Origin of the sequence: Pseudomonas sp. KB_15, assembly GCF_052114525.1 — a bacterium.
GTDB lineage: Bacteria > Pseudomonadota > Gammaproteobacteria > Pseudomonadales > Pseudomonadaceae > Aquipseudomonas.
This window is the reverse complement of the sequence record NZ_JBFREX010000012.1, coordinates 13,248-25,389: the sequence shown is the minus strand read 5'-3', so window position 1 is coordinate 25,389 and position 12,142 is coordinate 13,248. Positions and strand designations below refer to the sequence as shown.

The following is a 12,142-nucleotide window of genomic DNA, read 5'->3' as shown; positions in this document are numbered from 1 at the left end:
TGCCGCTCAACGGTTGCCGGTGCCGGCGTCTCGTGGCGCAGGATTGGGAATGAATGTCGGTGGGCTGGCGGGAGCGCTCCGTTCGGGATAGCGATTACCGATGCCGCCGTTTTCCAGTGTCGGCGGGCGCGGGACCGGCACGGTATTGGGCCCACGAATCGCCGGGGCACTGGGTCGGGTGCCTTGCATGCTGTTGGGATTGGCCCGGTTGATCGGGCTGCTGTAAGGGTTGTTGTTGGTGCTGCCTGGCAGGTTCTGGGCCAATTGCAACGAAGCAGGGGCAGCGGCCTGGGCCAGAGGGCCCAGCATGGCACTCAAGGCCAGCACAACGGCGCCAAACACGTATCGGTTCATGGCGTGCCTCTCTACGTCACGTGGATAAGGACTTCGATACCACGCTACGCCCGGGGTTCAGATTTGTTAACTAAAACCTCCCCGGCAAGATGTAACACGACGTTGATCAGGCCTGTTCGCGAAGGCCTGGTACGCTACAGCAAAAAATCAGAGCAGAATGAAGACCACCAGCAACCCGGCAAAGATCGACCACTTTTCGAGGTAGTAAAGCTTGCGGTTGCGCTTTTTCAGTTGCTTGGCGCGCAGGCGAACCTTGTAGATCTTGCTGAACAGCCGGTTGAGCCCGCCGGTCCTGTCGCCCGCCTCGTTCGGCGCACCTGCCGCCGACATGACATTGCGACTGAACCAGCGATTGAATGCCGCTGCCCACCGGTACTTCATCGGCCGCTCGACGTCGCAGAACAAGATGATGCGATTGTGCGGCGTGGTGTTTTCTGCGTAATGAATGTAGGTCTCATCGAACATCACCGCTTCGCCATCGCGCCAATGGTAGTTCTGGCCATCGACATTGATGTAGCAACCGGCAGCGTTGGGGGTTTGCAGACCCAGGTGATAACGGTACGAACCGGCATACGGGTCGCGATGGCGCACCAGTCTGGAGCCCGGTGGCAACTCGGCGAACATCGCCGCCTTGATCGAGCCAATGCCTTGCACCAGTTCGGTGGTCCGAGGGCAAAGCTTCATGGCCGACGGATGGCTATCGCCGTACCACTTGAGGTAGAAGCGCTTCCAGCCGGTCTTGAAAAACGAGTTGAAACCGACGTCGTCGTATTGGTTCGAACGCTTGATCGCCCCGCAATCAAGCAAGTTCTGGCCTTCAGCGCGGATTTCCTCCCAATGCGCCTGCAACGGACTCAGGTCGGGGAAGTCGGCCGGGTCGAGGTACGGTCTGTTGGGGATTTTCGAAAACAGATAAAGAAAGCAGTTGATCGGTGCCAGAAACGTCGAGTGATCACTCAACTGGCGACCCGGCTTATGGCGCACTTGACCACGCAGATGGACATACGCAATAGAGACAACGTAGATAATGGCAATGATCAGTTTCACGGAAATCGTCACACGTCAGAAGTAAACACACTGCGCCCTTTACCGGCATGCCGGTCCCCGGGTCTTGTGCAGCAACTGAATACGAAACAGTGGCCCTGTGGTGCCATCGAGCCACGCCGATGGTCGGCATTCATCTGATGGACGGCATTTTAGCCATAGTTTGTAACCAATAGTTAACCTGTAACGGTGAAAATGCGTCCGCGAAAACTGCCAATGCGTTGCGCAGACCTCAACGCCCTATCGTTTAAAGAGCCAGACCAGTACAATCGCCGCCAAACTTTACGCGCCCCCAGGTTGAGAGCGGGAAAATCCCCTTTCAGCGCACATTGACTCGGGCCAGGCGCGCCACATGCTGCTGTCCACTTGATGCCAGATGGATCTTCCACTGTTGATCGGGATGAATGTCCCGGGCCCGAACAGTGGAAACGGGTACTGAACCGGTACTGCCGCAACCCTAGCTACTCTGAATGCTTCGCAGGAAAAACCTTTGATTTCTACAGCTAACATCACGATGCAGTTCGGCGCCAAGCCGCTCTTCGAAAACGTTTCGGTCAAGTTCAACGGTGGCAACCGTTACGGTCTGATCGGTGCCAACGGTTGCGGCAAGTCGACCTTCATGAAGATCCTCGGCGGTGACCTCGAGCCGTCCGGCGGCCAGGTCATGCTGGAGCCGAACGTGCGTCTGGGTAAGTTGCGCCAGGACCAGTTCGCCTACGAAGAATTCACCGTGATCGATACCGTGATCATGGGTCACGAAGAGCTGTGGAAGGTCAAGGCCGAGCGCGACCGCATCTATTCGCTGCCGGAAATGAGCGAAGCAGACGGCATGGCCGTGGCCGAGCTGGAAACCGAATTCGCCGAAATGGACGGCTACACCGCCGAATCCCGCGCCGGTGAGCTGCTGCTGGGCCTGGGTATTCCACTGGAACAGCATTTCGGCCCGATGTCCGAAGTCGCTCCAGGCTGGAAACTGCGTGTATTGCTGGCTCAGGCACTGTTTTCCGATCCGGAAGTGCTGTTGCTCGACGAACCGACCAACCACCTGGACATCAACACCATCCGCTGGCTGGAATCGATTCTCACCGTGCGTAACAGCACCATGATTATCATTTCCCACGACCGTCACTTCCTCAACAGCGTCTGCACCCATATGGCCGACCTGGACTACGGCGAGCTGCGCCTGTTCCCGGGCAACTATGACGAGTACATGACCGCCGCGACCCAGTCCCGCGAGCAACTGCTGTCGGACAACGCCAAGAAGAAAGCCCAGATTGCCGAACTGCAAACGTTCGTCAGCCGCTTCTCGGCCAACGCCTCGAAAGCCAAGCAGGCCACCTCCCGCGCCAAGCAGATCGACAAGATCCAGCTGGCCGAAGTCAAGCCATCGAGCCGCGTGAGTCCGTTCATCCGCTTCGAACAGACCAAGAAACTGCACCGCCAGGCCGTGACCATCGAACAGATGTCCAAGGGCTTTGATGGCAAGACCCTGTTCAAGAACTTCAGCTTCACCGTCGAAGCCGGCGAGCGCGTGGCGATCATCGGCCCGAACGGTATCGGCAAGACCACCCTGCTGCGCACCCTGATGGGCGAGCTGACCCCGGACGCCGGTTCCGTGAAATGGACCGAAAGCGCGGAGCTGGGCTACTACGCTCAGGACCACGCCCATGACTTCGAAGACGACGTCAGCCTGTTCGACTGGATGGGCCAGTGGACCCAGGGCGAGCAGATCATTCGCGGCACCCTGGGTCGCATGCTGTTCTCCAACGACGAGATCCTCAAGTCGGTCAAGGTCATCTCCGGTGGTGAGCAAGGCCGCATGCTGTTCGGCAAGCTGATCCTGCAAAAGCCGAACGTACTGGTGATGGACGAACCGACCAACCACCTGGACATGGAATCCATCGAGGCGCTGAACCTGGCGCTGGAAAACTACCCGGGCACGCTGATCTTCGTCAGCCACGACCGTGAGTTCGTATCGTCCCTGGCGACCCGCATCATCGAGTTGAGCCCTAACGGCGTGACCGACTTCAGCGGCACCTACGACGACTACCTGCGTAGCCAGGGTGTGGTGTTCTAAAACTACCTCGCTGCACTTGTAGGAGCGAGCCTGCTCGCGATGGACGACAACGATAACGCGTGCAACCTGAATGAGCGCGTTATCCAGACGTTTTTCGCGAGCAAGCTCGCTCCTACAGCCAGCAAGGCAGCCCACGAAATATAGTTAGCCTGCTTCCTTTTATCACTGTCCCGCGCCATGATGCAGTTCTCCCACCGCCGCCCGCGAACGAGCCCTCATGTCCGTGCAGCAAGTTGCTCCGCAAAGCTCCATGGCGATCACCCTGCAGATCGTCTCCATTGTTTTCTATACCTTCATTGCCTTCCTCTGCATTGGCTTGCCGATTGCGGTATTACCGGGCTATGTCCACGAGCAGCTCGGGTTCAGTGCCATCGTGGCCGGGCTGACCATCGGCTCGCAATACCTCGCCACCCTGCTCAGCCGGCCCATGGCCGGACGAATGTCCGACAGCGTTGGCACCAAGCGCGCAATCATCTATGGCTTGTCCGGGATTGTGCTCAGTGGAGTGCTGACCTTGCTATCGACCCTGTTGCAAGGCTTTCCCTTGCTCAGCCTGCTGATTTTGATCGCCGGGCGCCTGTTGCTGGGGATCGCCCAAGGGTTGATCGGCGTCGGCACCATCAGTTGGTGCATGGGCCAGGTGGGCACTGAGCACACCGCGCGGTCGATTTCCTGGAACGGCATCGCGTCCTATGGTGCTATTGCCATCGGTGCACCGCTGGGCGTGGTGATGGTGCAACAACTCGGTTTCGCCAGCCTGGGCACAGCCCTTTCGCTGCTGGCCCTGGCCGCACTGTTACTGATTCGCAACAAGCCCTCGGTTCCCGTGGTGCGCGGTGAGCGTTTGCCGTTCTGGGCGGTGTTCTGGCGCATTGCGCCATTCGGCGCGAGCCTGAGCCTGGCTTCCATTGGCTACGGCACCCTGACGACCTTTATCACCTTGTATTACATCAATCGCGGCTGGACCGGTGCGGCCTACTGCCTGACCGTATTCGGGGTATGTTTCATTCTGTCGCGGTTGCTGTTCATTTCCGCCATCAGCCGATTCGGCGGGTTCACGTCGGCCATTGCCTGCATGTGCATTGAGACGGTTGGCCTGGTACTGCTGTGGCTCGCACCGTCGACCGGGTATGCGCTCATTGGCGCCGGCCTGACCGGATTTGGCCTGTCCCTGGTGTACCCGGCACTGGGTGTCGAGGCTATCAAACAGGTGCCTGATTCCAGCCGGGGCGCGGGTTTGAGTGCTTACGCGGTGTTTTTCGACCTGGCGCTGGCCATCGCCGGCCCGTTGATGGGCGCCGTGGCGTTGAACCTCGGTTACGCATGGATTTTCTTCAGTGCGGCAGTGTTGTCGGTGGCGGGCCTTGGCCTGACTTTATTGCTGGCACGCAAATCCGCGCGCGCAACGAATTAAAAACATATCCAAAAGAAACAACACCCAATGCATTTCAATTTACAACAAAGATGAAACACTCCGAACAGATTAATCCAAAGTGCTATCGTTGTTTAAATTATTGATGGAGTCAGAATCGCATGTGCTGAACTAACTTGGATTATAAAAACAGGAAAATCAATATGCGTCTATTATCGCTACCCCTTCTCGTTCCGCCATTGCTGATTGCTCTTTACTCCAATGCACATGCCGAAGATACAATGCAGCAAATCTGCCATAACGGTGTGTGTTATGACATTGGCGATATAGGCGACGAGTGCTGCCCGTTCAGTATCGAGCAACTGAAGAGCAACGCCCAACACCTGGAAAACCCGACAGAAAACTTCGCGAACAGTAAGGCATCACATTCAATTACAAACAAGATGAGCACTGCGCTATAGGTCTGACCGCCCGGAAAATCAGAAGCCATATCCATAGTGAGTGCCTGCTGAGCGCGGGCACTCACCAGTATTTTAAAAAATCAGTGGCATTGTTTTTAAACCGGTTCGCGAACCATCTTCCCGAATTAAAACCTGGGAAGATGGTTCGCCGATAAGTCATTGAAGGTAGCGATCGCCGATCACAAGTTTACTGATCGGCGGTCTGCATCCCCGCCCGGGTCGCCCTGCCCAGGGTGCGCGAGAAGAAACTTCCAGCCTCGGAAATCAGATTGCGGTGTATATCTTGCCGATCGACACCATCGGCATCGGTGCACAGCGCGGGCGTGATCACGATCTGCTCGTCGTTGCACGGTGCCATGAACACGAAGTGGCCTGCCCCGGCCAGTAACTTGAAGTCAGGCGCCGTCGGCAGTTTGCGTGCCAGTGCCGCGGCGTTCTTGTCGAAAGCCACCAGTTTGTCGCCATCGCCGCTGTATAGCAGCACCGGCACATGCACATCGGCCAGAGTGTGGCGGCCGAACTTCAGGCTCAACGGCGCCATCAGCATCAAGGCGTGGACGCGAGGGTCAGCTACTGGTTGCAGGTCGTCGCGGTCGACAATCAATTCGCCCTGGGTGTTGCAGGCATCGCGGTCATCCGGACGCTCCTGGCAATAACGGCGCAGGCGATCCAGGTCCGGGGTCGCGCCAGACAGAATCAATGCAGTCTCGCCACCGGCCGAATAACCGATGACCCCCACCTGGTCGGCATTGACGAACGGCGACAGCATACGGTCGCCCAAAGTGGCGGTGATGGCTTCGGAAATCTGGATCGGCCGGCCGTACAGGTTACTCAAAGTACCGAGGCGGCTGTGGTCCCTGGAGTTGTCACCGGGGTGAATCACCGCCACCACAACAAAGCCTTTGCGCGCCAGCGACGTGGCAAGGTCGTGCAGGGCCAGCGGGGTACCGGTGTTTCCGTGGGACAGCATCAGCATCGGGAACCGGCCAATGGCGACTTTGGTGTCCTCCCCGGCTTCGACGGTGTAACCCTCGAGTTTGCTGGTGTGCTCCCAGTCACTGGACGGATAGAAGGCGATGGCGCGCATCGGCTGCAGGTCCAGTGGATCGAGAAAAGTCATCTCATGGAAGCCGACGCTCCAGTGAGGATGCGGCGCAGGCGCGGCGTGCACTGGATTCAGGCTGCTGAGCAGGCAAATCAGTAAAGTTGCACAAAGACGCAGCATGGGATGCCCCACCTTGTTACCGGACTTGAGACGTGAACCCTTGACTGCATAAGTCAGGCCACAATCTGCAACGACCAGAAACAAAAAACTCCGCATCTGGTACTTGCGTAACCAGAATACAGAGTTTTTTTGGCTTTACCTGAACGCTTGCCTACTTTTACGCAAGCCTTACGCGGCGGCGAACAACTGCTCGCTGATTTGCGCGTGAGCAGCGCTCATGGCTTTGTTGCGAACGTCGTCACCGTAAGCCAGGCCTTCGGCACGGACGATTTCGATGTCGGTGACGCCGATGAAACCGAACAGCAGCTTCAAATATTCTTCGTGGGCAACACCGGTGGCCTGACCGGCATGCATGCCGCCGGAAGTCGAGACGATCACGACTTTCTTGCCGCCGCACAGGCCTTCAGGGCCGGCTTCGGTGTAACGGAAGGTCTGACCGGCTACGGCGATGCGGTCGATCCACGCCTTCAATTGAGTCGGGATGGTGAAGTTGTACATCGGTGCGGCAATCACCACGGCATCGGCGGCCAGGAATTCGGCCAGGGTCGAGGCGCTCAGTTCGGCTTCGTGCTGTTGTGCGGCGTTGCGCAGTTCAGCGGTGGTACCGGCGGCGACCAGAGTGGTGGCGGAGAAGTGGCTGATCGCGTCGGCGGCCAGGTCGCGGTAGGTCACCACGGCGGTTGGCTCGGCGGCTTGCCAGGCTTTGACGACTTCGCCGCTCAGCTGACGGGAAGCCGAGTTGTCGCCCAAAATGCTCGAATCGATATGCAGCAGTTTCATGTGGGATCTCCAGGTGAGGATCGCCCACAAGGGCGATCTGATGGGACTAATCCTACAGACGAAACCAATAGCTGATTAGACGGCAACAATGCGATAGTTCGTCTCACAGATAGAACAATCGAGTTCACATCATGCAAGACCTCAACGATCTGTATTACTTCGCCAAAGTCGTGGAAGCCGGTGGTTTCGCGGCGGCCGGGCGCTTGCTGGGCATCCCCAAGTCACGACTGTCACGCCGCATCGCCGAACTGGAAGAACGCCTTGGCGCACGATTGCTGCAACGCACGACCCGACAGTTGAAACTGACCGCCGTGGGTGAGCGCTACCTCAGGCACTGCCAGGCGATGCTGTTGGAGGCGGAAATGGCCGACGAGGCCGTGGCCAGCATGTCCAGCGAGCCCCGTGGGCGATTACGGGTGTCCTGCCCGGTTGGGCTGGCCCACGAAATGTTGCCGGGTGTGATCAGCGACTTTCTGGAACGGTTTCCGCAAGTCCAGCTGGAGATCATGTTGCTCAACCGGCGGGTCGACCTGGTGAACGAAGGCATTGACGTGGCCCTGCGTGTGCGGGAACTGGGCGACGAAGACCCGCTGCTGGTCACCCGCCGCCTGCGTCAGGCGCAAATGCTGATGGTCGCCAGCCCCGGTTTCCTCGTTGGCCGTGAGATCAACCATCCCGAGGATCTGAAAAGCCTGCCGGTGCTCGGTGCCCTGGAAGCCGACCGCATGGTGCACATCCGCATGCTGGATCAAAAAGGCAAAGTTTGTGAGCTCGCGCTCGAGGCCCGGCTGGGCATCGATGATTTTATCGTGCGCAAGGCCAGCACCCTTTCAGGCCTGGGCTTCACGATGCTGCCCATGATGTATTGCGAACAGGAACTGGAAAACGGCTCACTGGTGCAGCTGTTGCCCGAGTGGTCGTTGCCCGGTGGCTGGTTGCAAGCGGTCTATCCTCATCGACGCGGGGTGATGCCGGCGGTACGCGCCTGGATTGACCATCTGGTCGAATCATTCAATGCCTGTGGGGAACGGTTGATATGAAAGCTGGACGGATGAGCGAAGAGGATGTCGCGAAATTTTGCCTCGCCCTGCCTGGAGCGCGGGAAGACTATAAGTGGGGAGGCGTACGGGTGTTTTCGATTGCCGGGAACAAGATGTTCGCCTTGCAGGGCCTGCGGGGTGACTCCCTGGCCTTCAAGGTCGACAAGGATCTGTTTCTCGGCCATTGCGACCGTCCCGGGATTCATCCGGCGCCTTATCTGGCGCGCGCCCAGTGGATCATCATGGAAACGCCCTACCCGCTCGGTGGCGAAGAACTACAGAGATTGCTGCAGCGTTCCCATCAGTTGGTGGTGAGCAAACTGCCAAGGCGCACTCAAGTCGGCCTGTTGCTATAGGGCCTTCTTTATTAGAACAAGGCGAACAGGTGTGCGCCGAGGAACAGGTGGTCGATCCAGAACACCTGATGCAACAGCACGATGATCCAGAACACCAACTGGAACGAGACTTTGCGCGTTTTGTGCCGAAACACTTGCTGTGCCAGCAAAGCACCGGGCCAGCCTGCGGCGAATTCCAGCGCATGCAGGACATTCTCCGGCGTCCGCCATTGATTGGCGCGCGCCTTGCGCTTGTCGCTCCAGTATAGAAAAAACGTCACGACGCTGACAATGCCGTAGGCCGCCAGGGGAATCAGCGACACCCCGTGCAGCCACAACGACACCGAACCCGACAGCGGCAACGCGCACAGGATTGCAAACACCAACCACTTCAGCCGTGAATGGCGAACCTGTCCCCCGGACTGGCGCCCGGGGTTATTGCGCGAGCTTGAGTCACTCACGGCTTGACCGCACTCCAGTCGACCCAGCCGAATTGCCAGGTCGCCAGGATGATCAGGCCGAACACAATGCGATACCAGGCAAACGCCGCATAGCTGTGGTTGGCGATGAACTTGAGCAGCCCGCGGACCGCGATCATCGCAAAGACGAACGCCGTGACGAAGCCGATCGCGAACACCGGGAAATCCGCCGGGACAAACAGGTGACGGTATTTATAGCCCGAGTACACCGCCGCGCCGACCATGGTGGGCATCGCCAGGAAGAACGAGAACTCGGTAGCGGTCTTGCGCGACAGGCCGAACAGTAACCCGCCGATGATCGTCGAGCCCGAACGCGAAGTGCCAGGAATCATGGCCAGGCATTGGGCGAAGCCGACTTTCAGGGCATCTTTCCAGGTGATGTCATCCACCGTTTCGGCGTGTACTTCATGCTGACGCCGCTCGGCCCACAACATGATGAACCCGCCCACGACCAGCGCCGTTGCCACCGTGATCGGATTGAACAGGTACTTGTGGATCAGGTCGGCGAAGATGACGCCCAACACCACGGCCGGCAAGAACGCGATCAACAGGTTCGCGGTAAACCGCCGAGCGCCCGGCTGGGTCGGCAGACCGATGACCACGTCGAAGATCTTGCGTCGAAACTCCCACACCACCGCCAGGATTGCACCCAACTGAATAATGATGTTGAACGCCATCGCCCGCTCGCCCCCGAAGCCGAGCAAGTCGGCCACGATGATCTGGTGGCCGGTACTGGAAATGGGCAGGAACTCGGTCAGCCCTTCTACAACCCCAAGAATCAATGCCTGAAAGGCGGTCCAAAAATCCATCAATCCCCCAAAAGGCTATGCGCACCGGCATGCCCCGTTAGTATTTTTCAAAAGCGTTCATCGCGATCAGCGTAGCTGAAGCCCCGCGCATCAAGGATTACCACAGAACCGTAAAAATCCTGTGAAAAAACAACCCTGATTCGGGTTTATCCGTACGGGGCCGAAATCCTATCAGACAAGTCCGATTGACGCTTCCGCGTTATCGGGGCTCGCGCCCTTGCCACAGGATTCCTGACGCCAATCCGGTTACAATCCGCCCCTTCTTCTATTTCCCCAAGGAATCTCCATGTCCGGGCTTGAACTGTTTGCCGCCGCCCTCGGTGTCATTGCCGTCTGGCTGACGGTCAAACAGAATCCCTGGTGCTGGCCCATCGGCCTGGTCATGGTGCTGCTTTATAGCTGGATTTTTTTTGAGGTAAAGCTGTATTCGGACATGCTGCTGCAAGTCGTCTATGCCGCCTTGCAGCTTTACGGCTGGTGGCAGTGGACGCAGTTTGGCGAAACCACCCATGGCCGCGAAGTCAGTCGGCTCGATACCCGGTCTGTGGCCTTGAGCCTTGCCATTGGCGCACTCGGCAGTCTGTTGCTGGGGGCGGCCATGGCTCACTGGACCGACGCTGCGCAACCCTGGCTCGATGCGGCGCTGACCGGATTCAGCCTGGTGGCGCAGGTCTGGATGGCACAAAAACGTGTCCAGTGCTGGCCGTTGTGGATTGCCCTGGATGTGATTTTCGTCGGGTTGTTCATCTACAAAGATCTGTACCTGACCGCCACCCTGTACGGGTTGTTTACCGTTATTGCGGTGCAGGGCTGGCGCGAATGGCGCGCCGATCCGGCATTGCGCGCATGAAAGTCCTGGTACTCACAGGCCCCGAATCCAGCGGTAAAAGCTGGCTGGCGGCCGAGTTGCAACAGCGTTTCGGCGGGACTCTGGTCGACGAGTATGTGCGCTGGTTCATCGAGCAGAATCCGCGGGACACCACATTGGCCGACATTCCGGAGATCGCCCGCGGTCAATTGGCATGGGAAGACGAAGCGCGGGCGCAACAACCGTCGTTGCTCATCCTCGACACGCACCTGCTGAGCAACATCCTCTGGAGCCAGACCCTGTTTGGCGACTGCCCGGCCTGGATTGAACAAGCGCTACTGGCCCGGCATTACGACTTGCACTTGCTGCTTTCGCCGGAACACGTCGAGTGGACGGATGATGGCCAGCGTTGCCAGCCCCGATTGAGTGAGCGCCAGGCATTTTTCGACCAGACCCTGGCCTGGCTTGAGCGCCACGCCCAACCGGTTCAAGTACTGCACGGAGATTGGGCAGAACGCCGATTCCAGGCACTGAACGCCGTGACCCGATTGCTCGACGCCTGACCGGCGTTTGGGGCAATTTCCCCATCCTCCCCCCCTGTTTCGGGGGGAAAGTGTCCGATCCTGAAACACTCTCCCTGCCTGAAACGGCCCATTTCAACGCCCTTCATCGTTTGCTCACAGGATGTGTTAAGGCATTGTTACGACAACGCTAGAACCCTTGTTCCACAGGGGTTGGCCCGCAATTACGGTCTGCCTGCGCTGGGTTTCGTCTCACCGTTGATACATTCTCGGCAAAGGGTTCCCGAACCAAGTCTGTAAACCATTGAATCAACTCGTTATTCAAAAGCCGGCACAGCTTTCGCTCTATCCCTCACACAGCTGACCGGGGCCAGCTTACAAATGAAGGTATGAATGTCGTGGAGATATTCAAAAAAAAAGGCTTGATGTGCCTCCTGCTGATCGCGAGCGCTGCTGGCACTGTTCTCAGTTTCAACGTTCATGCCGAAGGCAACGGTGTCATCGTGCTTGATCGTACCGTTCACCCAACTCTCATCGGTCGTAGCGGCGGCAGGGATCCGAACCCGGCCACCATCAATGCCAACCCTTCTGCCCGCGTCACCGGCGAACTCAGCGACGCCGATATCGCCGGGGTAACCACCGGAACGACCCCTCATAACAGCTTCGGGCAAAACCCGGGCGGCATGCAAGGCATGAATGTCATCACCAACCCCAACGGTTTGCCTGGCATGTCTGTCGGCCACGGTGGCGGCAGTGGCGGCGCCATTTCCGGAACCATCAATCGCGCCATGAGCAGCGGCCTGGGCTCACTGGGCAAAATGGCGGGAGGCCAGTGAG

The 12,142-nt window shown here is 58.4% G+C and carries 13 protein-coding genes; 7 read left to right on the top strand and 6 right to left on the bottom strand.

What is annotated here, in order from left to right; translation table 11 throughout:
- Positions 1-6: 6 nt before the first annotated feature.
- Positions 7-354 carry a hypothetical protein gene (locus AB4Z35_RS13200; protein WP_442097485.1) on the bottom strand — a complete coding sequence of 116 codons (348 nt, stop codon included), beginning with the start codon at positions 352-354 and terminating at the stop codon, positions 7-9.
- A gap of 147 nt (positions 355-501) precedes the next feature.
- Complete coding sequence (lpxO, locus tag AB4Z35_RS13195; protein WP_442097483.1) at positions 502-1,401, bottom strand: lipid A hydroxylase LpxO; 900 nt, start codon at positions 1,399-1,401, stop codon at positions 502-504.
- A 487-nt stretch (positions 1,402-1,888) separates the two neighbouring features.
- On the opposite strand from lpxO, the gene AB4Z35_RS13190 reads away from it, so the two are divergent.
- Both AB4Z35_RS13190 and AB4Z35_RS13185 read left to right on the top strand, forming a co-directional pair.
- Complete coding sequence (locus tag AB4Z35_RS13190) at positions 1,889-3,475, top strand: ABC-F family ATPase (RefSeq protein ID WP_033052720.1); 1,587 nt, start codon at positions 1,889-1,891, stop codon at positions 3,473-3,475.
- Between the two features lie 217 nt (positions 3,476-3,692).
- Entirely contained in the window at positions 3,693-4,889 is a 1,197-nt protein-coding gene (locus AB4Z35_RS13185) for an MFS transporter (RefSeq protein WP_442097481.1), read from the top strand.
- 606 nt (positions 4,890-5,495) lie between these two features.
- Here the strand turns inward: AB4Z35_RS13185 and AB4Z35_RS13180 are convergent.
- On the bottom strand, positions 5,496-6,533 hold the full coding sequence (locus tag AB4Z35_RS13180) for an alpha/beta hydrolase family protein (protein ID WP_442097479.1): 1,038 nt from the start codon (positions 6,531-6,533) through the stop codon (positions 5,496-5,498).
- Between the two features lie 168 nt (positions 6,534-6,701).
- Entirely contained in the window at positions 6,702-7,313 is a 612-nt protein-coding gene (locus AB4Z35_RS13175) for an FMN-dependent NADH-azoreductase (RefSeq protein ID WP_442097477.1), read from the bottom strand.
- Between the two features lie 131 nt (positions 7,314-7,444).
- Between AB4Z35_RS13175 and AB4Z35_RS13170 the strand changes: the two genes are divergently transcribed.
- Positions 7,445-8,353: a LysR substrate-binding domain-containing protein gene (locus AB4Z35_RS13170; RefSeq protein WP_008003386.1), complete on the top strand. Its 909-nt coding sequence runs from the start codon at positions 7,445-7,447 to the stop codon at positions 8,351-8,353.
- Entirely contained in the window at positions 8,350-8,709 is a 360-nt protein-coding gene (locus AB4Z35_RS13165; RefSeq protein ID WP_442097476.1) for an MmcQ/YjbR family DNA-binding protein, read from the top strand. Before AB4Z35_RS13170 ends, AB4Z35_RS13165 begins: the two co-directional genes overlap by 4 nt.
- An 11-nt stretch (positions 8,710-8,720) precedes the next feature.
- On the opposite strand, the gene AB4Z35_RS13160 is transcribed toward AB4Z35_RS13165, so the two are convergent.
- Both AB4Z35_RS13160 and AB4Z35_RS13155 read right to left on the bottom strand, forming a co-directional pair.
- Positions 8,721-9,149 (bottom strand): DUF1294 domain-containing protein, encoded by a 429-nt coding sequence (locus AB4Z35_RS13160; protein WP_008003381.1) that lies wholly within the window; start codon positions 9,147-9,149, stop codon positions 8,721-8,723.
- A complete protein-coding gene (locus AB4Z35_RS13155; RefSeq protein WP_008003379.1) occupies positions 9,146-9,976 on the bottom strand; it encodes an undecaprenyl-diphosphate phosphatase in 831 nt (276 codons plus the stop codon). The genes AB4Z35_RS13160 and AB4Z35_RS13155 overlap by 4 nt, the downstream gene beginning before the upstream one ends.
- A gap of 286 nt (positions 9,977-10,262) precedes the next feature.
- On the opposite strand from AB4Z35_RS13155, the gene pnuC reads away from it, so the two are divergent.
- The 3 genes from pnuC (at position 10,263) to AB4Z35_RS13140 (ending at position 12,141) form a co-directional block, all read left to right on the top strand.
- The gene (gene pnuC, locus AB4Z35_RS13150) at positions 10,263-10,826 is read left to right on the top strand and encodes a nicotinamide riboside transporter PnuC (protein ID WP_442097474.1); all 564 of its coding nucleotides are present in this window, start codon (positions 10,263-10,265) and stop codon (positions 10,824-10,826) included.
- The gene (locus tag AB4Z35_RS13145) at positions 10,823-11,347 is read left to right on the top strand and encodes an AAA family ATPase (RefSeq protein WP_442097472.1); all 525 of its coding nucleotides are present in this window, start codon (positions 10,823-10,825) and stop codon (positions 11,345-11,347) included. Before pnuC ends, AB4Z35_RS13145 begins: the two co-directional genes overlap by 4 nt.
- A gap of 347 nt (positions 11,348-11,694) precedes the next feature.
- Positions 11,695-12,141 carry a hypothetical protein gene (locus AB4Z35_RS13140; protein WP_442097471.1) on the top strand — a complete coding sequence of 149 codons (447 nt, stop codon included), beginning with the start codon at positions 11,695-11,697 and terminating at the stop codon, positions 12,139-12,141.
- Position 12,142 lies beyond the last annotated feature (1 nt).